The sequence below is a fragment of the Candidatus Eremiobacteraceae bacterium genome (assembly GCA_035295225.1).
Classification (GTDB): Bacteria; Vulcanimicrobiota; Vulcanimicrobiia; order Eremiobacterales; family Eremiobacteraceae; genus JABCYQ01.
This window is the reverse complement of record DATGJI010000052.1, coordinates 174,989-199,903: the sequence shown is the minus strand read 5'-3', so window position 1 is coordinate 199,903 and position 24,915 is coordinate 174,989. Positions and strand designations below refer to the sequence as shown.

Genomic DNA, 24,915 nt, shown 5'->3' with positions numbered 1-24,915 from the left:
TCACCAGGACCTAACGGTCGGCGAAGCATTCGCTCTGCACCCCGGTGCCAGAGCGGTCTTCGCGAACTTCCACTTGGGAGGCTGTGCAAATTGTTCGATCTCTGAGTTTGAGACGATCGAACAGGTCAGCGAGGGGTACGGGATTCCGTTGTCAATGATTCTGGACGCCCTCAACTCCCTTGACGGAGCACCCCATATGCCGGCAGAGAAAGCATCCTGACGGCAGGCGCGCAAGCGCCATGAACGAGCGCCAGAAATGGCGCTCGTTCTTTTTTCTAGAACAGGCGCGAGACCATGGCGCACGTATCCGTCATCATCGTATCCTACAATGCCGCCGACGAACTCGAGCTGGCGTTGCGGTCGATAGGCGCGCTGCCCGAAGTTGTCGCTGACCCCAGGCTCGCCGAAGTCATCGTTTCCGAAAACGGATCCGCCGACGACTCCGTGGCGCGCGCCAAGGCGGCATATCCCGGCGTTCTCGTGATCGAGAACAAGGCAAACCTGGGCTTCGCAAAGGCATGCAACATCGGCGCGCGCGCGGCGACGGCGCCGCTGCTGTTCTTCTTCAATCCGGACGCGCGCGCGAAGCCCGGCCTGCTCGCGAACGCCCTCGCATATTTCCAGACGCATGCCGACGTCGCGATGGCCGGCTGCAAGCTGCTGGACGAAGATGGCCGGCTCGCCGAATCGTGCGGCGAATTCGACACCTGGTGGCAATCGTTTCTGCGGAGCTCGGCGCTCGGCGATCTGCCGCTCTTTGCAAAACAGGCAAACGGCTACGCGCTGCGCCAGTGGGACTACTCATCGGAGCGCGACGTCGATCTCGTCGTCGGCGCCGCGATGTTCATCCGCGCCGACGTCTTCAAGCGGCTCGGCGGATTCGACGAACGCTATTTCCTCTATCACGAAGAGATCGATTTCGCCCACCGTCTTCGCGACGCCGGCCTGCGCGTGGTCTACCTGCCGCAATGCGTCGTCGTGCACGGCAGCGAGAAGGGCGGCTCAAAGAAGACCTGGGGTGCAGCCGGCGTCTTGGGCTGGCGGCAGCGGAGCAGAAGGCTCTACTGGATCAAACGCCACGGTTACCTTTGGTACTACTCGTTGTGCGTAGCTCTCGCGGGTCGATACGTCGTCGCGCTTGCGATTCTCGTCGGTGTCGTGCTCGCGGTGCGCCGCGCGGTTGCACCGCCGTGACCGACGAGCGCGCCATGGAGCTTGCCGCGCTTCACGCCCGCGTCGACGCCTGCAGGCGCTGCGCGATCGGGTCGACGCGCACGAAAGTCGTCTGCGGTGTCGGCGACCCGCGCGCTCGGCTGGTAATCGTCGGCGAAGGCCCGGGCGAAAACGAAGACCGCATCGGGGAGCCGTTCGTCGGCCGCGCGGGCGAACTGCTCACGAAGATGCTCGCCGCCATCGATCTGCGCCGCGACGACGTCTTCATCACCAACACGATCAAGTGCCGCGCGTGCGTCGTCGAGGGCGGCCAAGTGCGCAATCGCGCGCCCATGCAAGAAGAGCTGGCGAACTGCCGCCAGTACCTCGATGAAGAGTTGGCCATCATAAAACCTCGCGTCATCCTTGCGCTCGGTGCGCCCGCGGCGAAGTCGTTCTTGGGTGCGGCCTTCTCCATCACGCGCCAGCGCGGTATCTGGTACGCAGGACCTGCCGGCACCGACTTGATGGCCACGTTTCATCCGGCATATCTCTTGCGTTTGACGGGCGGCGAGATGACCCAGGTGAAAAAACTCGTCTATGCCGATTTGCTTGCCGTGCGCACGAAGCTCGATGATGCGATCGCCGATGAGGGGCGGCCGGAGAACGCGTCGCCGGCGACGAAAACAGACGATGAAGGATCGCCTGCACAGCTAGCATTTGGAGACCTCGTCGATTGACGCATTCCGCTCTTGAGACCACGGCGCCGCCGGCAGCCCGCGATGCCGCGGTCATCTGGTGGTCGTCGCGCGTCAAAGAGGCAGGCTTCGCTTCGACGGATGAATTCGCGCAGGCGCACGCGCTGCCGCGATATCGCCTCGGGCAGATCTACCGCGCAGCCACCAAGGAGCTCATCGAATCGTTTGAGCGCATAAGTGTGCTGCCCGCAGAATTACGGGCGACGCTTTCGAAGACGCTGTCGCTTTCAAGCGTCACCCTGGAACGTGAGGCCACGTCGAAGGATGGCCAGACCACGAAGTTTCTCTTCAAACTTTCGGACGGTAAGCAGATAGAAGCCGTCCTCATGCGGCACACCGGCGGCCGGACGACGGCGTGCATCTCGTCCCAAGCGGGTTGCGCCCTGAAGTGCGATTTCTGCGCGACCGGCCAAGGCGGTTTCTTCCGCAACATGTCCGCGCTCGAGATCTTCGACCAAGCCGTTTTCGTGGCGCGCCGGGCGCGCGCCGAGAATCTTCCGCTGACCAACCTCGTCTTCATGGGCATGGGCGAGCCTTTTCTGAACTACGATGCGGTGATGGATTCGGTCGCACTGCTTAACCACGGTGAAGGGTTCAACCTCGGCGCGCGCCATATCACGATTTCGACTGCGGGCGTGGTTCCCGGCATCGACCGTTTCAGCCGCGAAGGCGTGCAGATAAATCTCGCGATCTCGCTGCACGCCCCCGACGACGATCTGCGCACGAAACTCATGCCGATCAACAAGAAATGGCCGATCGCCACACTCATGAAGGCGGTCCGGTCATACATCGCCGCGACCAATAGAAAAGTGTTCTATGAATACTTGATGCTCGCCGGCGTGAACGACCGAATCGAAGATGCGAAACAACTGGCCGACCTGTTGGGCGGCCCGCTCCATCACGTGAACTTGATTCCCTACAACGCGACGGACGCGTCGTTCACGCGATCGCAGCCGGCCGCGATGCGACGATTTCAAGAGCTCTTACGCGCGCGGGGTGTTCCATCCACTATCCGCCATACCATGGGCGACGACATCGCGGCGGCGTGCGGGCAATTGCGCGTCGAGACGCTCTCGACATCAGCCTCGAGCGCACGGTAAGGAGATCATGTTAGAAGTCGACTCCATCTCGAAAGCCTTTCGCACGGTTCAAGCCGTCGACCGTCTCTCGTTCACGATCGAGCGCGGCCGCGTCTTCGGCTTGCTCGGACCGAACGGCGCCGGCAAGACGACCACGATCCGCATGGTCCTGGATATCATCGTCCCTGACAGCGGCGAAGTGCGTTGGGGCGGCAAGCGCGTGGACGGCGATCTGCGCCGCACGTTCGGCTATCTGCCCGAAGAGCGCGGCCTGTACCCCAAGATGAAAGTCGTCGACCAATTGATGTTCCTCGCGCGTCTGCACGGCGTTGACGACGACGCCGCGGCAAAGCGCGTCGCGGAACTGGCGGCGTCGCTGAACCTCACGGAAAAACTCCAGTCCACGCCGGCCGAGCTTTCGAAAGGCAATCAACAGAAGGCGCAGTTCATCGCGGCGATCGTGCACGATCCGCCGCTGCTCGTGCTCGACGAGCCGTTCTCCGGCTTCGATCCGATCAACGTCGAGGTGGTGAAGGCTTCGATACGCGAGCTAGTGGCACGCGGAACGACCGTGATGCTCTCCAGTCACCGCATGGAGCAAGTGGAAGAGCTGTGCGAGGATATCTGCATCATCGATCGCGCCCGCGCGGTTCTATCCGGCAACCTTCGTGCGATCAAGACCGGTTGGCCCGCGCGCTTCGTGCGCATGACCGCCATGCCGGACACCGCATTCCTGCGCGCGTTTCCGGATGCGGCAATCCGGCCGTCAAATGACGGTTTCCTTGCACTGACGATTCCGGCGACGACAAGTCCGGCCGAATTGCTGCGCGCAGCGATGGCGGCAGGGTCAGTCGACCACTTCGAAGTGGTCGAGCCCTCGCTCAACGACATCTATCTCCACGCGGTGAAACCGGAAGAGGCGCACGCTTGAACACCACCTGGATTCTCATCAAGCGCGAATTCATAGAACGCGTCAGGCAGCGGTCGTTTGTCGTCGCGACACTGCTCGGCATGATCGGTATCGTGCTCCTCGCTTTCATGCCCGCCGTCTTCGGCTCGTTCGCCAAATCCAGCGCAACGCGTCTCGGTATTGTCGGACCGGACGCAAAGATCGCAGACCAAGTCCTCGTCGCCGTCCGCCCGACCGGCGATCGAATATCGATTCTCCAGACGCGCAGCGCCGGACCGGACCTCCCGCCATCGGCGCGTTCGGCGTTGGATAAGGATCAATTCGACGCAGTGCTCGTGGCATACCGCGACGCCCGCGGGGCGCTCGGCTTCACGTACTATCCAAAATCCGCGGCATCGCTGCAGGACGGGAACACGATACAGCGCGGTCTGCAAGACGTCGTGCTGCGGACCGTCGGTTCGGGTGCGCTCCAACGCGCAGTGCAACGCGCCGAAAAATTCCCGTTCGCGGTCAAAAGCCTGAACACGCGGTTCAAGAGCGAAGGCGAGGAATTCTTCGCGACCGCCATCGTCTACGTGCTGCTCATCATTCTCTATATCGCCGTGCTCGTCTACGGCGTTCAGGTCGCGATGGGCGTCATCGAAGAGAAGGCCAATCGCATCATGGAGATCATGATCGGCGCCGTGCGGCCGTCGCAGCTTCTCGCGGGCAAGATCTTCGGGATCAGCGCCGTCGCGCTCGTCCAATTGGTGCTCAACGCGATCGGCGCCGCGATCGCGTCGGTGATCGCGGGCGTGATGTATGCGCCGGCCGCACAACAGATGGCTTCGTCGCCGGCGTCGCAGGCGGCCGTTTCAAGCGTGTTGAGTCAAGGACTGCCTCACGTCCCGTGGTCGACGCTCGGTTATCTCATCGTGTTCTTCTTCTTGGCGTTCTATTCGTATTCGGCGCTGTACGCCGGTATCGGTTCGCTGCTCTCGAAACCCGAGGAAGTGCAACAGTACTCGATCGTGTTCATGCTGCCGTTCATCGCCGCATACTTGCTCGCCATTTTCGCGTTGAGCAATCCGGACGCGCCATTCGTGATGTGGGGATCGTTGATCCCTCTCATCAGTCCGCTGTTGATGTTCACGCGCATCGCGCTCGTGCCGGTGCCGTGGTGGCAGATCGCAGCCTCCGTCGGCCTATCACTGCTCACGATTTGGGGCCTGACGATCCTGGCCGGCAAGCTCTATCGAGTCGGTGTGCTCATGTACGGCAAGCCGCCCTCGGTCAAAGAGATCTGGCGCGCGCTGCGTGCCCCCGCATGACAACACGGCCGAAACCGACGATGGAAGAACTGACGGCGCTTTGCAAGCGCCGTGGTTTCGTCTTCCAATCAAGTGAGTTATACGGCGGCGTCAACGGCGCTTGGGATTACGGTCCGCTCGGCGTGGAGCTGAAACGCAACGTCCGCGAAGCGTGGTGGCGCGATATCGTCGTGCTGCGCGACGATATCGTAGGGCTCGACACCGCCATCCTCATGGCACCGGCCGTCTGGCGCGCATCGGGCCACCTGGACAATTTCCACGATCAGATGGTGGACTGCAAGACGTGCAAGAAGCGCTGGCGGGCCGATCAGCTCACGTCGGAGCGCTGCCCGTCGTGCGGCAACGCCACGCTCACCGAACCGCGCGCCTTCAACATGATGTTCAAAACTTCGATAGGCGCAATGGAAGATGCGTCCTCCGAAGCATATCTGCGACCGGAGACCGCCCAGGGCATCTTCGTGGACTTCAAACTCGCGTATCAGACCGCGCGCAAGAAGCCGCCGTTCGGAATCGCGCAGATCGGCAAAGCATTTCGCAACGAGATCACGCCCGGCAACTTCATCTTTCGCTCGCGCGAATTCGAACAGATGGAACTCGAGTACTTCGTTCCGAGCGATCCACCCGACGAGGCGATGCGATGGTACGACTACTGGGTCGAAGCGCGCTACGAGTGGTGGATGCGGCTCGGCGTGCAGCCCGAGCGCTTGCGTAAGACGCCGTATTCCGGCGCCGATCTCGCGCACTACAGCAAGGCGACCACCGATCTCGAGTACGATTTCCCGTTCGGCTGGGGCGAACTCGAAGGCATCGCGCATCGCGGCACGTTTGATCTGACCCAGCACGTGGCTGCGAGCGGAAAGGACTTGGCCTATTTCGACGAGGAATCCAAAGAAAAATACCTGCCGGCGGTCATCGAGCCGTCGCTCGGCGTGGATCGCGCGCTCTTGGCTTTCATGCTGGACGCGTACGAGCGTGAGACCGATCGCACGGTGCTCCACTTGCACCCGCGCCTAGCACCGTACAAAGTCGCGGTCTTTCCGCTCGTGCGAAACAAACCGGATATCGTGGACTTGGCGCGCCGCGTCGAACAAGGCCTCCGGCCGCACGTGCGCACGACGTTTGACGATTCCGGCAACGTCGGAAAGCGCTACTACCGGCAAGACGAGATCGGCACGCCGTTCTGCGTGACGATCGACTACGACTCGCTCGATGGGAACGACGCCACCGTGCGCGATCGCGACACGAAAGAACAAGTGCGCGTCTCCCTCGATATGCTCGAAGCGCATTTACGAACCGCCTTGGGAAGGATCTAAGGCTAGCGGATGCCGCCTTCGGACGAGACCGTCACTCGGCCGAGGAAGTGGTGCGCCACGCGGATGTAGTGCAGGTCGCCCGGCACCGGACCATGATAGCGCGCGATCGTCTCAACCGGGTTGACTTCGTACCAGCCATGGCGATATTCATGCGTCGGCTTATCGTGCTGAATCGTGAGGTTGCCGGTCACTTCCACGAGTTCGCCGCGGTGCAGGTGCATGCCGCGGATGAAATATTTCATCGCCCGATAGCGAACCGGAGCTTCCACCACCACGAAGTTGCCTCGGTGGTCGATCAAGTAGACTTCGAGGTCGCCGTCGATCTCGGGTGATTTATGCGAGAAATATCCGACGACATCGACTTTCGAGCCGACGGTCGCCGTCTGAATCGCGGCGATAGCGACCCGCTGAGGAGCGGGCGGCGGCGCCGCTTGCGCGCTCAAGGATACGACCGTCGCAGCCGCGGCGGTCGTAAGAGCGAGTAGAGATCTAAAGTTCATCATGAGAATGTTACCAGACTTCGCTTAGATATTGAAGGGGAAATCGAATGAAGCCGCGCTTTGCGCAAAAATAAAACGGCCGGCGTGATGCCGGCCGTCATCCTCGAAGGGAACTACTTGGCGGTCTTCTGGAACTTGTCGACCGTCTCGTGCTTGGCGGCTTTCGAGATCGACTCGGCGACCTTCAGGGCGTAGCCCTTCTGCAGCTCGAGGATCTGTGCCGTGAAGCCGAACGCGTTCTCGATGACTTGCGTGGGGTTCGGCATCGATTCGAAATTGAACGCGGTCTTGCCGGACATGTAATCCGACGTGGTCTCGCGCGCGGTCTGGAAGCCGGCGAGGCTCGCGTCCTGGACCTGCTTGACGGCGGTGATCACGTCTTCTTGGACTTTGCTGATGAACTCGTTGTAGGTCTTCATTTGCTTGGTGCTCCTTAGTTGACTTTGCATATTGCTGAATGCGTGCTAAGTATACCAAGCAGATGCTGTGCCTGTCAAGGGCGCTCGATGAAGCCCCGGTAGATCCGAAGGAGCGTGTCCTTCTGGTCTTTGCTGAGGCGCGAATCGCCGTGAATCGCCTGCTCCACGCGTCCCGCATCGTGGCCCTTCGTGCCGGCGTCGTCGTCGAGGAGGCCGGCCTGGTTGTACATAGTCTCGGCCGAGATCTGCAACGCGCCGGCAATGCTCTTGAGCACCTCGGCGGACGGCTTATAGAGACCGCGCTCAACCTGGCTCAAGTATGGATTCGAGACTTTCGTCATCTCCGCCAACTGCCGTAGCGAGAGATTCGCAAGCTCGCGCTGCGCGCGGATGAACTCGCCGAGATCGTTCCAGGGATTCTTCTTGCCTGTCATCGCTTCGTGCGCCGCCGTCGCGATGTCGCAGGCCGACTGACGCCGGCCGCCTTGCGGATTTTTGCGTCACGCGAAGCGGGTTTCGCGGGCCTGCCGTTCGCAGATTTGCCGTTCGCAGACTTGCCGTTGGCGCGGAGCGTGGTTGGGCGTTTTGCGCGCGTCGGCTCTGACAGCGGACCAGTCTCTCCGCGCACGTACAATCCGGGCGCGGCGTCGCCGTTCGGCAATTTCGGCGGCGCGACAAGCGCGCCGGAGCGTTTCTCAGCCCAAGCGAGCCAATGCTCCCACCAACTGCCCGCGGTAGCTGACGCGCGGGCGCGCCAGTCCTCCGCGCTCGTGCCCTTCGGCACGACGCCCGATGTCCAATACTTCGACTTCGGATTGCCCGGCGGGTTGACGATTCCGGCGACGTGGCCGCTGGAGGTGAGCGTGTAGGTCGCTTCGCCGGCCGTGAGTTGCGTCATGCGATAGGTAGCGTGCCACGGCGCGATATGGTCCGTCTCCGCGCCGAGCACGTAGAGCGGCGTGCGGATCTTGCTCAAGTCCACCGGCACCCCGAGGATCTTGAAAGCACCCGGCTTGACGAGAGCGTTTTGGAGATAGCACGAGCGCAGGTATTGCGAGTGCATGGCAGCAGGCATGCGCGTGCTGTCGCCGTTCCACGCGAGGATGTCGAACGCCGGCGGCTTGCGCCCCATGTACCAGTTGCTCACCACGTAGTTCCAGACGAGATCGTTCGCGCGCATCCAGTCGAACGTCCCCGCCATCGCGTCCGCTTCAAGGTACCCATGCTCGTCCATGCGCTTTTCGAGCCGCGAGATCGTGGACTCGTCCGTGAAAATCCCAAGATCGCCCGGCTCGGCGAAATCGATGAGCGAATTCGTGAGGGTCGTCCAGCCGATGCGATCCGCTTGTCCTTTCGCTTGGAGGTAGGCAAGCGCCAGCACGGCGAGCGTGCCGCCCAAACAGAGCGCCGCGATGTTGACGCGTTTGCTGCCGGTGATCTCCTGCACGCGATCGAGCGCCGCGAGCAGACCGAGCTTCAGATAGTCGTCCATCGTGAACTTCGCCATGGACGAGTCCGGATTGCGATACGAGATCGCGAACACCGTGAACCCGTGCGTGACGGCCCACTCGATGTACGACCGGCCGGGCGCGAGGTCCATGATGTAGTACTTGTTGATCCACGGCGGGCTGCAGAGAATCGGTTCGCTGTGCACGCGCGGGGTCTGCGGTTCGTACGCGAGCAATTCGATCAACTCGTTGCGCAACACGACGCGCCCCGGTGTGGCCGCGATGTTCTTGCCGAGGGCGAAACCGGAAGCGTCAACTTGGCGCGGCCGGCCGTTGTTGGAGCGCACGTCTTCGAGAAAATTCTCCATGCCGCGCAGCAAGCTTTCGCCGCCGGATGTCATCGCTTCGCGCACGACCGCAGGATTGAGCCATGGCACGTTGCTCGGCGCCAAAGCGTCGACCATCATCTGTGCTGCAAAGCGCGCCTTGCGCCGCGTCGCTTCCGGGAGCCGCGACGCCTCGACCAGCTGGACGAGCGCGCGCGAGCGGAGCAGATAACTCTCAAGCAAAGCCGCAAGCATGGGATTGGTCCGCCAGCCGTCGTCAGCGAAGCGGCGATCGCCGGAGGCCGGCGCGGCAGCGCTCTCCGGCGTCTCGCCGGCAAAACGTCGCAGCGCGTTCATCGCAACGGCCTGTTCGGACATCGCAAGCGTGCCAAGCCAAATGGAGAGTCGCGCGGGATCGAGCATGACATCGTTGATCGCCGCACGCAACGCGTCACCCAATGACGCCGGATCGACGCCCGTGACGTCGAGCCCATAGGCGATCTCTTCGAGCGGCGGCACCGTAGGAGTCGGGTTGGTCGCTCCCATCACATGTACCAGCCTCCGTTGACGCTCACGACTGCTCCGGTCAGATAGCCGGAGCGATCGTCGACCAAGAAGCGCACGACGCGCGCGATCTCGTCCGGCTCGGCGAGCCGCTTCACCGGCGTGTCGTTGACCGCGGCTTCGATCGCCGCGGGCGGCATCGCCGCCACCATGTCGGTGCCCACGAATCCAGGCGCCACCGCGTTGGCGGTGACGTTCGCGGCGGCGCCCTCAAGCGCGGTGGTCTTGGTGAGGCCGAGCAGACCGGCCTTCGAGGCGGCGTAGTTCGCCTGACCGAAGTTGCCCGCGAGGCCGACGACCGAACTCATGTTGACGATGCGCCCGCGCTTTTGTTCGAGCATCTGACCGAAGACCGCCTTGGTCATGAAGAACGGTCCGGTGAGGTTTACGCGCAGCACCGCGTGCCACTGATCGGTCGACATCTTTCGTATCGTCTTATCTTGCGTGATCCCGGCGTTGTTGACCAAGATATCGATGCTCCCGCGAGCGGCGAGAACTTCCGCTGCCGTGCGCTCGCAGTCCGCGTATTCTCCTACGTCGCCCTGAATGAACGAGAGCCGGCCTGCGGCATCCGCGGGCAGGCTCTTCGACAATGCGGCCGCTCGATCGCGATCGTCGGCCAGGCCGGTGATGGAGACCGCCGCCCCGTCATTCAACAGCGATCGCGCGATGGCCGCGCCGATGCCGCGTGCACCGCCGGTCACGATGGCGACGCGTCCGGAAAGTGTCGTTGTCGCTGAATCTGTCATGCGCTAAGTCTACCTAGCAACCGCTTTGCGCGTCAAGAGGAATCCTTGTAAATGTAGGGCGGGCCTTTAGGGCCCGCCGGCGGACCGTAAAGGTCCGCCCTACATCGCAATCGCATGAACAAATGAAACGTTTTGCACCGCCAACGGTAAGGATGCATATGAGCAACTTTAAAGTCGCTGCCGGAGCGCTATTGGTCCCCGGGTTGATCCTCGTCTTCTCCGTCGGTGTCTCGGCGGCGCCAAACGCGCAGGCAAGCGCGGTCATACGAAAATCTGCAGACGCGATGGGCGTCGCGGCTTTACACGGCGTCCGAACAATGCGGATCGACGCGGCCGTCTCAGCCGTGGGGCTTTCGGGGACCGGTAGTCAGTGGCTCGATCTGACGGCGCCTCGTTTTGCCGAGCACGCCTCACTGTTGCCATTGGTGCAAGACGATGGTTACGACGGCAACGTCGTTTGGAGCCGCGATCGCTCGGGTCTCGTCTGGAACGACGGAAGCGACGCAGGCCGGTCGACCGAGATCGACACGGCGTATGCGGCGTGCGGGGCGTTGTGGCGGCCGGATGCGGCAGGCGCATCGGTCACGTCCGCGGGAACGCAATCCGACAAAGGACGCACGTACGACGTCTTGTCCGTCGTTCCGTCGGGGTCGAAACTTCCGATCGCTCTCTGGTTCGATCACACCACGCACATGCTCAGTCGCGAGATCGTCGTCAACGGCCCACAAATCAGCACGACGACGCTTTCCGACTATCGCCGCGTCGGCGGCGCGATGTTTCCCTTCGCTGTCCACACCGAGACCAGCGATGGAAATTCATCGGACAGCAAAGTCACGCGCGTCGTGATGGATCCGCCGGGCGCCGACCAGCAGCTTCAGCGGCCCGCGTCCGCGGCGCATGATTTTTCGATGGCAAATGGCGCGACGTCGACCACCGTGCCGTTCACGCTGCATGAGAACCACGTGTATCTCCACGTGATGCTCAACGGCAAAGGGCCGTACTTGTTTATCTTCGATACCGGCGGCGCGAATATCATCGACCCGCAAGTCGCGCAAGAGATCGGCGCGCTCGGGAAAGGCAACTTGCAAGGAACTGGAGTGGGAGCCGCGACCGAGTCGTTCAGCTTTGCGGACGTGGATACGCTGCAGGTCGGCGACGCTGATCTGCGCCATCAGCTGTTCGCAGTGGTCCCCGTCCGCGCCGGATTCGGCGTTTCGACCGGCATGACCGTTGACGGACTCATCGGCTGGGAAGTGCTCGCTCGCTATATCACGAGCTTCAACTACGGCGAGAATCAGGTCGTGCTGACTTTGCCCGGAAGCGGGGCGGCACCCGCGGACGCGCACGTCATCCCCTTCGTCTTCGCGGGGACTCAGCCGCAAATCGCGTGCACGATCGATGCCATCCCGTCAGAATGCGCGATCGATACCGGCGCGCGTGATTCACTCACGCTCTTCGGCCCATTCGTCGCCGACCATCCCGAGGTCGTGCCGCAGGCGCAGACCGCTGTCGGCATCAACGGCTTCGGGGTCGGCGGTCCGTCGCTCGGAAAATTGGGGCGACTGCACAGCATCGGCATCGCCGACCTGCAATTGAGCAACCTCATCGCCGACTACACGGCCCAGACGCAAGGAGCGTTTGCCGCGCCGTTCATGGCGGCGAATCTCGGCGGGAATCTCTTGCGCCGCTTCGATGTCACGTTCGACTACGACAAACAGACGATGACGCTGGTTCCCAACGCAGCGTTCAACGATCCGGATCAATACGAACGGAGCGGCCTCTTCTTGGTGACGCAGAGCGGAAAAATCATCGTCGCGAACGCGAGGCCCGGCACGCCGGCGGCAGACGCCGGGATCGGGCGAGGCGACGTCATCACGACGATCGACGGTTCGCCGATCGGCTCGATGACGCTTGAAGCCGTGCGTGCGATCTTCACGAAACCGGCCGGGACCGTGATCCATCTCGGACTGACGGCGAAGGACGGAACGCAACGGACAGCCACGCTTACGCTGCGCGACTACGTGTAGTAGAAGAAGGGGCCGACTGTCGTCGGCCCCTTCTAAAATGCGCCGGCGTCGGCCCCTTCACATATCCAGGCCGCCGTTGACCGTATAAACAGCGCCGGTTATGTATGCGGATTCTTCCTCTAGCAGGAAGCGGACGACGCGCGCCACTTCGTCCGGCTTGCCAAGCCGGCGCATCGGTATCTTCTCCACGACCACATCGAGCGCGGCTTTGGGAATCGCGCCGACCATCTCTGTTTCGATGAACCCGGGAGCGACGCAGTTGACGGTGATGCCGCGGCGCGCCATCTCGAGCGCGAGACTCTTCGAGAAGCCGAACAGGCCGGATTTCGAGGCGGCGTAGTTCGCTTGCCCCACGTTACCGGTCTCGCCGATCACCGAGCTGATGTTGACGATGCGCCCGTAGTTGCGCTCGATCATGTGCTCGAGCAGCTGCTTGGTCATGTAAAACGCGCCCGACAGATTAGCGCGCAGCACCGCGTGCCAGTCGTCGATGGTCATCTTGCGCACCGTCTTGTCCACGGTGATGCCCGCGTTGTTGACGAGAAAATCGACGTGGCCGCGTTCGCCCAAGACCTCTTCCACGACGCGCTTGCAGTCCTCGGGGACGCCGACGTTGCCCTGGTGGATCGAAACCGAGTGACCCGCCGCCGTCAGCGACTTCTGCAGCGCTTCCGCGCCGGTCTTATCTTTTGCGTAGCCGGCAGCGACGTGTGCGCCTTCGCGAGCCAACATCGTCGTGATCGCGGCTCCGATGCCGCGCGTACCGCCCGTGACGATGGCGACGCGATCCTTGAACATGCAAGCCTCCCTGACTGTGAAGCAGAGCCGCCGTATTCCACCGCGGTTCAACGCATCCTCGGCTCGCGCGTCTGTGTCGTATACGTCGAATCGCGTGACACGAAATTTCTCGCGAGCGCGTCTGTCGAGAAAGGTTATTTCTGCGGGACACGAATCGTCTTAGGTGGATGCCTGCGCCCAAACGGCCGTCGCCCGCCCGACAAGAGGCGGTGCGGCCCTTTTATTGGCAAGCACCTCGCCCTGAGGAATCTCCTTTTGAAGACTGGCAAGTCCGTCAGCAAGACCAAGGCCGTCACATCGAAGAAGCCGGCCGCCAAAGCCGCGATATCGGCAAAGGCCGCGAAGCCGGCGAAATCCGCAAAATCCGTCAAGTCCGTTAAGGCAGTCGCGCCGGCGAAGCCAGTCAAAGTAGCAAGCTCGGCGAAGAACGGCAAGCCCGCTGCTCCGGCCAAAGGCCAGAAGCTGAGCGCGGCCGCTAAGACGATCAAGGCCGGCGAAGCGCTTGGACTCGTCATGGCGGAAGTCACGGAGACCGTTCCGGCTGCTCCCGTTGAAGTCTTGATCCCGCCGCTCGGCCATATCGACCGGCGGCCGATGCCGAAGTTGCCGACGCAGCGCGTGAAGACGCCGAAGAAGCTCGATCCTCCGAGCAAACTCCATCTGGGCAAGATGACGTACGCGTTCGAGGATGGCGGCGCGGACATGCGCGACCTTCTCGGCGGCAAAGGTGCGGGTCTCGGCGAGATGACACGCATCGGGTTGCCCGTTCCGCCGGGCTTCACGATCACGACCGAAGTCTGCCGCCGCTACGTCGAGCTCGGCCGCCAGTTCCCGCCTGGATTAGAAGAAGAGATCCACCGGCGCATCGCCGAGCTCGAGCGCAAGACCGGGAAGGAGTTCGGCGGCGAGACGAACCCGCTGCTCGTCTCAGTGCGCTCGGGCGCGCGCGTCAGCATGCCCGGCATGATGGACACCGTCCTCAATCTCGGGCTCAACAACCGTACGTGCAACGCGCTCGTCGTGCTGACGAAAAACGATAAGTTCGCCTGGGACGCCTATCGGCGATTCGTCCAGATGTTCGCGACCGTCGTGTTGGGGATGAAGCGCGATCCATTCGATGAGGTCATCGAACGCTACGTTGCCAAAGCGCGCATCCCGTCCGAGTCCGACCTCACTGCGCTCGCGTTCCGCAATATGACGAGCGAGTTCAAAGCGCTGGTCCGCCACTATACGAAGAAAGATTTCCCCGAAGACGTCTATTCGCAGCTGCGCATGGCGGTGGACGCCGTGTTCAATTCGTGGAACTCAAAGCGCGCGCAAGAGTATCGCAAACACGAGCGCATTCCCGACTGGTGGGGCACGGCAGTCAACGTCGTGACCATGGTCTTCGGCAACATGGGCGAAGATTCGGGTACCGGCGTGGCATTCACGCGCAACCCGTCCACCGGCGAGAAAAAACTCTACGGCGAATTCTTGCCGAACGCACAAGGCGAAGATGTCGTCTCCGGCAGCCGCACGCCGTTCAGCATCGCCGAGCTCGACAAGCGCAGTCCGAAACTGTTCAAGCAGTTCCTCGAGATCGCGGCGACGCTTGAGAAGCACTACCACGACATGCAGGACATCGAGTTCACGGTCGAGCGCGGCAAGCTCTATATTTTGCAGTGCCGCTCGGGCAAGCGCAGCGCCGCCGCCGCGATCCAAATCGCCGCCGACATGGTCAAGGAACATCACATCACGCGCGACGAGGCGGTGATGCGGATCGACCCCGGATCCATCCAGGCGCTGCTGCACGCACAACTCGACGACAAGGTCAAAGTCAAACCGGCCACTCGCGGACTGAACGCCGCACCCGGTGCTGCGACCGGCGTGGTCGCCTTCGAGCCTGATGAAGCGGTTGAACTCAAGCGCCAGAACAAACGCTGCGTGCTCGTGCGGCCCATGACGACGCCGGACGATGTGCACGGCATGATCGCGGCCGAGGGCATACTGACATCGCAGGGCGGGGCGACTTCGCACGCCGCCGTTGTGGCACGCGGGATGGGCAAGCCGGCGGTGGTGGGCTGCGAGGCCATCCTCATCGACTTGCGCGCGCGCCAGTTCACGATCAAAGGCACGAACACGGTCGTGAAGGCCGGCGATCCGATCACGATCGACGGAACGACCGGTTACGTGTATCTCGAAGAGATGCCGATGCAGGCCGCGCGGATCTCGCCGCAGTTCCAGCATATCTTGACCTGGGCCGATGAATACAAGCGGCTCGGTGTGTGGGCGAACGCCGACACGCCCGAAGACGCACAAAAGGCGCGCGATTTCGGCGCCGAAGGCATCGGGCTCTGCCGCACCGAGCACATGTTCATGCAGCAAGAGCGGTTGCCCGTCGTGCAAGAGATGATCATGGCGGAGACGCCGGATTCGCGCCGTAAATGCCTCGAGCAGCTGCTGCCGATGCAGCGCGAGGACTTCAAAGGCATCCTCAAGGCGATGAAGGGCCTGCCGGTCACGATCCGTCTGCTTGACCCGCCGCTGCACGAGTTTTTGCCGTCGCTCGAAGATCTGCTCGTCGAGACCACCGAGCTGCGGCTGACGAAGTCCGACGCGACATTGCTCGCGAAAAAGGACAAGATACTGCGCCGCGTGCGCGCGCTGCACGAGAGCAATCCCATGCTGGGCTTGCGCGTCTGCCGGCTCGGCATCGTCTATCCCGAGATCTATCAGATGCAAGTGCGTGCGATCGTCGAAGCCGCAGTCGAGCTGCGCAAGGAGAAGGTGGACGCGCGTCCGTTCATCATGATTCCCGGCGTGGGAACCGTCACCGAAATGATCGCGGTCAAAGGGCTTGTCGTCAAGGAAGCCGAGCGCATCATCAAAGAGGCCGGCGTGAAGCTCAGCTATCAAGTCGGCACGATGATCGAGCTGCCCCGCGCATGCTTGGTGGCGCACCGCATCGCGGATCACGCCGAATTCTTCTCGTTCGGCACGAACGATCTGACGCAGACCGTGTTCGGCTACTCCCGTGACGACGCCGAAAGCACGTTCATCCCCGCGTATCTTGAGAAGAAGATCTTGCGGGAAGATCCGTTCCAGGTCATCGACCGCGACGGCGTTGGCGAGATGATGCGCATGGCGATGGAGCGCGGCAGATCCACGCGGCCGGACATCAAACTCGGGATCTGCGGCGAACACGGCGGCGATCCAACGTCGGTCACGTTCTGCCACGAGCTCGGGCTGGACTACGTCTCCTGTTCGCCGTTCCGCGTGCCCGTCGCGCGAATGGCGGCCGCGCAAGCGGTACTTCGCGAACGCGCCGCAGCCGACAAATCTCCGAAGAAGAAGGATCAGGACTGACGCGGTGATGTTCGTCGCGCTCGCGGCCGCCGTCTCGCTGGCGGCCGGCGCGTCCTCTCCCGGCGTTCCGCAAGCGACTGCATCGCCGATAGTCCCTACAGAATCAGAAAGGGCGCTTTTCGAGCAAGGCCGTTCGGTGGAGCGGATCATGCTCGCGCTCGCTCACCCTCAGATATTCTCAATCGCGCTGCTGCGCGATCGCTCGCTAGCTGATCTCACAGCCTCCGAGACGCTGTTGGCTACCGGACCCGACGCCAAGAATTTTTCGCACCTAGCAGCGGAGCTAGAAACCCTGAGGCCTTTCATCGACCGCGGCGATAACGGCGTTGTCAATGGCGATCTGGGCGGCGGCGCATTCTTCGAGCCGTATATGACGAAGTCGCCGCCGAACCCCGAACAATGGTGGATCGTAGAGGCCGGGATGGCATCGGTCGACACCGACGCCGCGCGGGCCGACTTCATGGCCACCATGTTTCAATCCATCCATCCGTCGTGGCTTGCAGGGCACATGTCGTGGTCCGGCCGCTTCGCTTCGATCATGCCGCCGGGAAGCGCTGCGGTCGGGTCCGCATCACAACCTCAACCGCTCTCGCAGATACTTGCGTCGCCGTCGCCCGGGGCATCCAAAGCACCAAGTCTAAGCGAGACCGAACTCGAGTCGTATCAAGCTGCCGTCTCGAAGGCGCTTGCGGACGTATTCCCCGAACCTGCATTTCCAGCTGTGGCATACGGAACGGGCGACATCGCAGATGGTCGGCGCGGGATTGCTCTCGTGACGGCCGCTCAAATGCTCGACTCACCGTCGCTCCTCGGACAGCGCGAATCGCAGTCGTTCATCGACGAGTTTTTCGATTCTTTCGCGTCCAGCACGACAGATGCAGCATCGCGGACCGCGCTAGCTTCCGCGCGGGCACAGTTCGCCATTCCGGTTCATGCAGAAGACTACGGGTCCGACTCGCGCATCAAGGCCTTCTATAGCGGCCTCAAGGGCGTGACGATGAACGGTGCCCGGCTGAACCGGGAGCGCCTCGGCGAATACGCTGCGTTGGCCTTTGAAAATGCAACGTCGCTTAGAAATCTCAGCGACGACTCGACTATCAGGACACAAATAGGATCCCTATCGAACCTCGATGCGGCAGTGCCGGGACTTGCGAACGCACGCCTCGCGCTTGCTTCGGCCAAGTCGGGCGATTGGCTCGATATTCGCGCCAAGAGCCTCATCGTCGTCAACCTCATCATGGGTTCGAATTGAATCCACGTCGCCGACGCGCCGAGCGCTTCACCCCGCGTGAGAGAGGGTCCGCATCCGACGCGCCCGGAATCTGACCGGTAGGGAAGTGTGAACCGACTGGAGCCATGACCAAGACCCTTTCGATCCGCGAAGAACTCGAGGCCCGCGAAGCCGCAACGCTTTCGCCCCACGCGGCTTTAGCTAGCAATTCGCGCGGCCGGCAGATGCCCGAGCCGGAAGATCCCATCCGCACGTGCTTCCAGCGTGACCGCGACCGCATCATCCACAGCAAAGCGTTCCGCAGGCTGATGCACAAGACGCAAGTCTTTCTTTCGCCGCTCGGTGACCACTACCGCACGCGTCTCACGCATTCTATCGAGGTCATGCAGCTTTCGCGCTCCATCGCGCGAGGGCTCATGCTCAACGAGGATCTCGCCGAGGCCATCGCGCTCGGCCACGATCTCGGGCATTCGCCGTTCGGACATGCGGGCGAATCCGCGCTCACGGAAATCGGCTCGCAATACGATCCGGAATTCAAGTTCATCCATTCCCAGCAGAGCTTGCGCGTGGTCATGTACCTCGAGCGCCGGCACGACGCGGAGGGCTTGAACCTCACCGAAGAAGTGCTCGACGGCATCGCTAAGCATAGTAAGAACAAGGGCGCGCTTGCCGGATGGGCCGACCTGCCGTTCACGCTCGAAGGTCAGATCGTGCGTTATGCGGACCGGCTCGCCTACATCAATCACGACATCGACGATGCGATTCGCGCGGGCTTGATCGCGCAGGACGACCTGCCGCGCTCGGCGCTCGCGGTGCTCGGGTCACGCGGCAGCATCCGCGTCCAGACGGTCGTCGAAGATATGATCGCCGCTTGCCGCGGCAAGAACCAGATCAAACTTAGCGATCGGGTACTCGACGCGGTCGAGACGATCAAAGAGTATATGTACGAGCGCGTCTATCTCAACGCCGAAGCCAAGACCGAAGAACCGAAGGCGCAGAACATCGTCAAGCGGCTGTTCTCCTATTATATGGAACACCCGAGCGAGATGCCGCCGGAATTCGCCGAAGGTCTGTCGCGTGGCGACACGCTCGTCCGGCGCGTCTGCGACTACGTCGCAGGCTTCACCGATCGCTACGCGATCAAGAAATTCAAAGAACTCTTCGTGGATCCGCTGGAATCGCTGTTGCCGAAAGAGTGGGACGTGTGATGGCGCCGCGTATGCTTGCGGTCCCGGCGTAGCACAGATGCCATTCGATGCCGGCGTCGTTTCCCAGATCCAAGCGAAAGTCGATCTGCTCGCTTATGTCAGCCAGTATGTGACGCTGAAGAAACGCGGCCGCGAATATCTCGGACTCTGTCCGTTCCATGCCGAGAAGACGCCATCGTTTTCGCTCAACGCGGACAAACAGCTATGGCACTGCTACGGCTGCGACGCCGGCGGCGACCTCATCAAGTTCGTCCAGCGCTACGAGAACGTCGACTTCCCCACCGCCGTGCGCATGCTCGCGCAGCGTGCCGGTATCAGCCTTGAAGAAACGCCCGGAGCGGCGCGCAGGCGCAGCGAGCGCGAAGCGATCTACGAAGCCAACGCAGCGGCGCAGCGTTTCTTTGAGACAAGTCTGCGGCGCAATAGCTCGGCGCAAGCGTATCTCAAAAAACGCGGCATAGACGACGCGACGGCTCGCGCCTTCGGAATCGGCTATGCGCCCGATGCCTGGGACGAGCTGGGCAAATCGCTCGCGAAGAGCAGCATCGAGCCGCCTGTGGCGCATGCGGCAGGTCTCGTCAGGCAGCGCGAGCGCGGCGACGGCTACTACGATTTCTTCCGCAACCGCCTCATGCTGCCGATCTACAATCTCACCGGCGAGGTGATGGCGTTCGGCGGGCGAGCGCTCGACGACGAACAGCCCAAGTACCTCAACACGCCGAGCACCTCCGCGTATGCGAAAGGCAAACACGTCTACGCGCTCAACGTGGCGCGCCGCGCCGCGTCGGCAGACGGTGCGCTGATCGTGGTGGAGGGCTACCTCGATGCGATCGCCTTGCATCAAGCGGGTTTTGCAAACGCGGTCGCGAGCTTGGGCACGGCGTTCACGCCGGAACAGGCGCGCGAGCTGCGCCGCGTGGCAAGCAATCTTTATCTCTGCTTCGACGGTGATACCGCAGGCCAGGCCGCGACCGCGCGCAGCATCGATATGCTCGTCGAAGAAGGTCTTGCGGTGCGCGTCGTGACGCTGCCGGCCGGCACGGATCCGGATGAAGTCGTGCTCGGCGGCGGACGCGAAGCGATTCAAGCGTTGCTCGATGCGTCCACGCCATGGGTCGATTTCAAGATCGACATCACGTGCCGGCGCATCGCGGCGCGCTTTGCGAACAAAGGCGAGATCGCGCGCGAAGCGCTCGCCGTGATCGCGCACGTGCGCGATCCGATCGAACGCGATCAGTACGTCAAGGCCATGGCGCGCCGTTTGGACATTGATGAGGGCGCGCTGCGGCGTGCGAAGTACACGCCGGCGGCAAGCGCGGCGGTCACGGGCGCGCGTCGCGACGCCGATGCGCCGATCGTGCGCGCGCCGCATACAACGCGACCCGAACCGCCGTCGATCGAACGCGACCTATTGCAGATCGTGCTGAGCCGACCAGTATTTTTGGGCGTCGTCGCGGCGCGTGTGACGCCGGACGATCTCGAGGATGATCGCTTCCGGGAAGTTTTCGAGCAGCTGCTCGCGCACCGCGATGAAGTGGAGCGCGGTCTCAATCCGGTGAGCGTTTTGTCCGAAAACGAAGGGAGTGGAGAATTCGCAAAACTCGCGCTTTCGGCGCCCACGATGAGCGTCGAGGAAGATGAGCGGCGCCTCGCGCGAGTACTGGAACGCTTCGACCGCAGACGCGCGGAGCGGAGGCTTTCGAGCGTTGATGCAGAAATGAATGTGCTTCTGACCGAAGGACGTGCGGTGCCCAGCGCTTTGCGCGATGAATACAATGCGCTCGCGGTGCGCTTGTTCGGGCTTGACGCAGTGGGGAAGGGGGTGAGCTAGCGCGTGGCCACCACAAAACGGCCGAAGACGGCCGCGGATCCAACGAAGATTTCCAAGGTGACACCGATTACCGACGCACCGTCGGCACAAAACGGCGCAGGCGCTCCCGCATCCACAACTCGCGACGCCGCCGTGAAAGCGCTGATGGAGCGCGGCAAAGCCAAGGGCTCACTCACGTACGAAGAGATCGCCGCGATTTCGGCGGCATTCGACGAAGACGAACCCGATAAAGGCAACGAGCTCGTCGAAGACGTGATGGCGCAAGGCATCGAGATCACGGACATGCCCGATGCCGTCACCACCGATAAAGAGGGCGCCGAAGAGCCCGAAGAAGTCGACCTTACCGCGATTTCGTCGAGCATGTCGCTCGACGACCCGGTGCGCATGTACCTCAAGGAGATCGGCCGCGTGCCGCTCCTCGGCATGTCGCAGGAACAAGAGCTCGCCAAAGCCATCGAGGGCATGACGGACGAACTCGAACGCGCGCGATCGAGAGGCGTCAACCCCGACATGCGCACGGTCGACGCCGGCGATGCGGCGAAGCGCGATTTGACCGAGGCGAACTTGCGCCTGGTCGTGAGCATCGCGAAGAAATATGTCGGGCGGGGCATGCAGTTCTTGGACCTCATCCAAGAAGGCAATCTCGGCCTGATCCGCGCGGTCGAAAAGTTCGACTATAAGAAGGGCTACAAGTTCTCCACCTACGCCACGTGGTGGATTCGCCAGGCGATCACCAGAGCGCTCGCCGATCAAGCGCGCACGATCCGCATTCCGGTGCACATGGTCGAGACCATCAACCGATTGGTGAAGATCTCGCGCCAGCTGCTTCAAGAACTCGGTCGCGACCCGTCGGTCGAAGAGATCGCGCGCGAGATGAATCTCACGTCCGACAAAGTGCGCGAAGTGCTCAAGATCGCGCAAGAGCCGATCTCGCTCGAGACGCCGATCGGTGAAGAAGAGGACAGTCATCTCGGAGACTTCATCGAAGATCCCGAGGCCGTCGCACCGGCCGACGCTGCGTCCATGACGCTGTTGCGTCAGAAGACCGGCGATGTGCTCAAGAATCTCACCGATCGCGAGCGTAAAGTTCTCACGCTGCGGTTCGGTTTAGAAGACGGACATCAGCGCACGCTCGAGGAGGTCGGCCAGGAATTCGGGGTCACGCGCGAGCGCATTCGTCAGATCGAGGCGAAGGCGCTGCGGAAATTACGGCACCCGAGCCGCGGGAAAGCGCTCAAGGATTACTGGCAGGCGGAATAACCCAAAATCCGTTTTTTGTAGGGCGGACCTTTACGGTCCGCCGGCGGACGATAAACGTCCGCCCTACATAATCCGCCTATTTCGAAGCTTTTTTGCCTTCTTCGATCAGCTTCTTGACCTTTTGGCCGCCCTTCTGACCGATCGTCTCGTAGAATTTCGGCCCGTAGCGCGCGCGCGTTGACTCGCCGCCCTTTTTGCCCCCGAGTTTGCCTATGCTCTCGTAAAACTCGTGGCCATGCGTGCTGCGAGTCGCCTCGCCGCCTTTACGCCCGATGTTCTCGTAGAATTCGGAGCCATATCGTTCCTTGACGGTCTGGCCGCCCTTGCGCCCCGCCTCGCGGACCGACATTCCCCCCTGAGGCTTGTTGTTTTTTGCCATCTGGTATCATCTATATTACCCTCGTGCCGCAGCCCGAAACGAACAAAGGCCACCTCTCAGCGCGTGGCGTACCGGAATATCATATGCGACGCTCTGCAGGACACGCGTTCATTTTCGTTGTCTGTCTCGCGTCTTGTGCGCTCCTCGGCGCAGCTCCGACGCCCTCGCCAATTTCGGTTCCGGCGACTGACCAAACACCGCGCGCCACGACGCGGCCGAAACCCATACCGACGCCGAAGCTCACACCGCCGCCGGCAACCGCCGGCGCGAACACGCCGGATGGTATCATCGGCCCGCTCGAGCGCAACCGGAAGACAAACCCGTCGGCGCTTGCTCGCTACGTCGCATCCCAGGATCCGGCGCTCGCGGCACGCGCGGTGCTGGCGCTCGGCCGGCTGCGCAACCCGGCGGCGATACCGATGGTCGTTGCCGTCCTCGCCGATCCGGCGCGGCCTTCTGTGGTCCGCCAAATGGCAGCCTTTTCTCTCGGATTGCTGGGCACGCGTCAGTCGACAACGCCGCTGATCAACGCGACGCGCGATGCAGATCCCGCCGTTGCGGCTCTTGCATGCGACGCGCTCGGGCGCTTCGCGGGCGACGCCGCGGTCGGACCGCTGACGATCGCCCTCGCTTCGCGCGATGCCGTTGTGCGCCGGCGCGCTGCGATCGGCATGGGAGAAGCGGGGTTGCCCGCGACCACGCCTGCGTTGAGCAACGCCGCGCGCTCGAATGCGTCGCATGCCCTAGGCGCCACGTTCAATCGAGAGTCTGATCCGGAAGTCCGCTGGCGTCTCGCCTGGGCCATCGCCCGCGGCTACTATGGCTCGTCAGCGCCGGTGATGCGCCGTATGCTCGGCGATCGCGAAGAGCTCGTGCGCCGCTTCGGCGTGTACGGTCTCGGAAAACTCAAAGATCGCGCGAACGTGACGGCCGTGCGGCTCCTCGCTCGCGATCCTTCGTGGCGGGTGCGCGTCGAAGTGCGCAACGCGCTCAAAGCGCTGCGCGATCCGACGGTCGTCAACGTCACGCCGCCACCGGTGCCTGCCTCGGACAATTTCTTGCCGAAGCCTGTCGCGACCGGCGCGCCGATCGGCGATCATCCGCAAATCGCATTCGTGACCACGAAGGGCACGTTTGTCGTGGAGCTGTTCCCGGACCAGGCGCCTTATCAGGTCGACAATTACGTCTCGCTCGTGGATCGCGGTTTCTACAATCACACGAAGTTCTTCAGAGTCATCGCAGATTTTGTTATCCAGGGCGGCGATCCGACGAATACGGGCAACGGTGACGCAGGTTACACTATCCCGGCCGAGCTGAACCCGCTCGAGCAACTAACGGGTGTCATCGCTTTAGGGTTGAACTACGATTCGAAGACGAACACGCCGTTGCTCGATTCGGGTGGAAGCCAGTACTACCTCACGCAATCGCCGCAACTGCACTTGGACGCTGCGTTTTCCACGTTCGGCAGAGTGGTCAAAGGGCTTGCGGTGGTAGATGCGATTCGCGAACACGATCCGAACGTGCAGGACAATCTTTCCGATATCGCAGTGTCGGTCTATCGTTGCGAGCCGGTCACGCTGCAGACCGACGACGTCGAGCGCCGGCTGCGCAACGATGAGATCGGATACAACCCGCAGTGAGCGGCTCGCGCTGAACCTGTTTCCTCTCGCCGACGGATAGGACGCACGTGGCCAATCGCAGGCAACACATCATCGAGGCAGCGGGCGATATCGTCTATCGCAAGGGATTCGCCGGCACGACCGTTGACGATATGCTGCGCGCCGCCGGCGTGGGCAAAGGTAATTTCTACCACTACTTCCGCAGCAAAGACGACCTTGGGATCGCGATCATCGACGAGATCGCGAAGGGTCTCAACGGACCGGCGATGGACGAGATATTCTCGGTCGCAAAAGCGCCGCTGACTCGCTTGACCGACTACATCGAATACGTCAAGCGCCGGCGCCACGCCGATAATTGCGGCGAACCGCTTGCGAATCTCGCCGCCGAGCTCGGCCACGTCGAACGATTCGGCGATCGCGTACGCCGCGCGTACGTGGTGCTGTTAGACCGGCTCGAGAGCTGCGTGGCCGAATATGCTTTGGAGCGCGGCGCGGCGGTCGACGCCCGCATGATCGCGCGCTCGATGTCGATGCAGATCGACGGCGCGTGCTTGCTTTTCAAAGTCGATCGCGATAACGCATCGTTCGATGCGGCGATGGACGCTATCGTGCCGTCTGTTGAGACCGCCGTTCGCGCCGGCGCGCCGCAACAGCCCAGCCCGTCTCCTCGAACGACAGCTCAACGCTAG

21 protein-coding genes are annotated in these 24,915 nt (G+C 62.4%); 14 read left to right on the top strand and 7 right to left on the bottom strand.

What is annotated here, in order from left to right; genetic code table 11:
• The first annotated feature begins 294 nt into the window (after window positions 1–294).
• The 6 genes from VKT51_09275 to VKT51_09250 are packed head-to-tail and all read left to right on the top strand — an operon-like array spanning window position 295 to window position 6,522.
• Window positions 295–1,194, top strand: coding sequence for a glycosyltransferase family 2 protein (locus VKT51_09275; GenBank protein HLJ84347.1), 900 nt, complete (start codon window positions 295–297; stop codon window positions 1,192–1,194).
• Window positions 1,191–1,892, top strand: coding sequence for a uracil-DNA glycosylase (locus tag VKT51_09270; GenBank protein HLJ84346.1), 702 nt, complete (start codon window positions 1,191–1,193; stop codon window positions 1,890–1,892). Before VKT51_09275 ends, VKT51_09270 begins: the two co-directional genes overlap by 4 nt.
• Window positions 1,889–3,010: a 23S rRNA (adenine(2503)-C(2))-methyltransferase RlmN gene (gene rlmN / locus VKT51_09265; protein ID HLJ84345.1), complete on the top strand. Its 1,122-nt coding sequence runs from the start codon at window positions 1,889–1,891 to the stop codon at window positions 3,008–3,010. The genes VKT51_09270 and rlmN overlap by 4 nt, the downstream gene beginning before the upstream one ends.
• 7 nt (window positions 3,011–3,017) lie before the next feature.
• Window positions 3,018–3,920, top strand: a complete 903-nt coding sequence (locus VKT51_09260) for an ATP-binding cassette domain-containing protein (GenBank protein HLJ84344.1) — start codon at window positions 3,018–3,020, stop codon at window positions 3,918–3,920.
• On the top strand, window positions 3,917–5,209 hold the full coding sequence (locus VKT51_09255; protein ID HLJ84343.1) for an ABC transporter permease: 1,293 nt from the start codon (window positions 3,917–3,919) through the stop codon (window positions 5,207–5,209). Before VKT51_09260 ends, VKT51_09255 begins: the two co-directional genes overlap by 4 nt.
• 20 nt (window positions 5,210–5,229) lie before the next feature.
• On the top strand, window positions 5,230–6,522 hold the full coding sequence (locus VKT51_09250) for a glycine--tRNA ligase (GenBank protein ID HLJ84342.1): 1,293 nt from the start codon (window positions 5,230–5,232) through the stop codon (window positions 6,520–6,522).
• Between the two features lie 2 nt (window positions 6,523–6,524).
• Here VKT51_09250 and VKT51_09245 read toward each other — a convergent pair whose 3' ends face one another.
• The 5 genes from VKT51_09245 to VKT51_09225 all read right to left on the bottom strand — a co-directional run bounded on the left by VKT51_09245 (window position 6,525) and on the right by VKT51_09225 (window position 10,528).
• Window positions 6,525–7,022: a hypothetical protein gene (locus tag VKT51_09245; GenBank protein ID HLJ84341.1), complete on the bottom strand. Its 498-nt coding sequence runs from the start codon at window positions 7,020–7,022 to the stop codon at window positions 6,525–6,527.
• 113 nt (window positions 7,023–7,135) lie between these two features.
• A complete protein-coding gene (locus VKT51_09240) occupies window positions 7,136–7,441 on the bottom strand; it encodes a hypothetical protein (protein HLJ84340.1) in 306 nt (101 codons plus the stop codon).
• Window positions 7,442–7,515: 74 nt separating this feature from the next.
• Window positions 7,516–7,875, bottom strand: a complete 360-nt coding sequence (locus VKT51_09235) for a helix-turn-helix transcriptional regulator (GenBank protein HLJ84339.1) — start codon at window positions 7,873–7,875, stop codon at window positions 7,516–7,518.
• Complete coding sequence (locus VKT51_09230; GenBank protein ID HLJ84338.1) at window positions 7,872–9,761, bottom strand: alpha/beta fold hydrolase; 1,890 nt, start codon at window positions 9,759–9,761, stop codon at window positions 7,872–7,874. Before VKT51_09230 ends, VKT51_09235 begins: the two co-directional genes overlap by 4 nt.
• Entirely contained in the window at window positions 9,761–10,528 is a 768-nt protein-coding gene (locus VKT51_09225; protein HLJ84337.1) for a 3-oxoacyl-ACP reductase, read from the bottom strand. The genes VKT51_09230 and VKT51_09225 overlap by 1 nt, the downstream gene beginning before the upstream one ends.
• Window positions 10,529–10,686: 158 nt before the next feature.
• Here VKT51_09225 and VKT51_09220 point away from each other — a divergent pair, with 158 nt between their 5' ends.
• Window positions 10,687–12,555, top strand: a complete 1,869-nt coding sequence (locus VKT51_09220; protein ID HLJ84336.1) for an aspartyl protease family protein — start codon at window positions 10,687–10,689, stop codon at window positions 12,553–12,555.
• 57 nt (window positions 12,556–12,612) lie between these two features.
• Here the strand turns inward: VKT51_09220 and VKT51_09215 are convergent, their stop codons facing one another.
• Window positions 12,613–13,353, bottom strand: coding sequence for a beta-ketoacyl-ACP reductase (locus VKT51_09215; protein HLJ84335.1), 741 nt, complete (start codon window positions 13,351–13,353; stop codon window positions 12,613–12,615).
• Window positions 13,354–13,608: 255 nt separating this feature from the next.
• Here VKT51_09215 and ppdK point away from each other — a divergent pair, with 255 nt between their 5' ends.
• The 5 genes from ppdK (at window position 13,609) to rpoD (ending at window position 22,228) form a co-directional block, all read left to right on the top strand.
• Window positions 13,609–16,698 (top strand): pyruvate, phosphate dikinase, encoded by a 3,090-nt coding sequence (gene ppdK / locus VKT51_09210; GenBank protein HLJ84334.1) that lies wholly within the window; start codon window positions 13,609–13,611, stop codon window positions 16,696–16,698.
• 7 nt (window positions 16,699–16,705) lie between these two features.
• A complete protein-coding gene (locus tag VKT51_09205; protein ID HLJ84333.1) occupies window positions 16,706–17,950 on the top strand; it encodes a hypothetical protein in 1,245 nt (414 codons plus the stop codon).
• Between the two features lie 104 nt (window positions 17,951–18,054).
• Window positions 18,055–19,137 (top strand): deoxyguanosinetriphosphate triphosphohydrolase, encoded by a 1,083-nt coding sequence (locus VKT51_09200; GenBank protein HLJ84332.1) that lies wholly within the window; start codon window positions 18,055–18,057, stop codon window positions 19,135–19,137.
• A 37-nt stretch (window positions 19,138–19,174) separates the two neighbouring features.
• A complete protein-coding gene (gene dnaG, locus VKT51_09195) occupies window positions 19,175–20,968 on the top strand; it encodes a DNA primase (protein ID HLJ84331.1) in 1,794 nt (597 codons plus the stop codon).
• A 57-nt stretch (window positions 20,969–21,025) separates the two neighbouring features.
• Window positions 21,026–22,228 (top strand): RNA polymerase sigma factor RpoD, encoded by a 1,203-nt coding sequence (gene rpoD, locus VKT51_09190; GenBank protein ID HLJ84330.1) that lies wholly within the window; start codon window positions 21,026–21,028, stop codon window positions 22,226–22,228.
• 76 nt (window positions 22,229–22,304) lie between these two features.
• Here rpoD and VKT51_09185 read toward each other — a convergent pair whose 3' ends face one another.
• Window positions 22,305–22,577, bottom strand: coding sequence for a hypothetical protein (locus tag VKT51_09185; GenBank protein HLJ84329.1), 273 nt, complete (start codon window positions 22,575–22,577; stop codon window positions 22,305–22,307).
• A gap of 113 nt (window positions 22,578–22,690) precedes the next feature.
• Here VKT51_09185 and VKT51_09180 point away from each other — a divergent pair, with 113 nt between their 5' ends.
• Window positions 22,691–24,247, top strand: coding sequence for a peptidylprolyl isomerase (locus VKT51_09180; GenBank protein HLJ84328.1), 1,557 nt, complete (start codon window positions 22,691–22,693; stop codon window positions 24,245–24,247).
• Window positions 24,248–24,294: 47 nt separating this feature from the next.
• Window positions 24,295–24,915, top strand: a complete 621-nt coding sequence (locus VKT51_09175; protein ID HLJ84327.1) for a TetR/AcrR family transcriptional regulator — start codon at window positions 24,295–24,297, stop codon at window positions 24,913–24,915.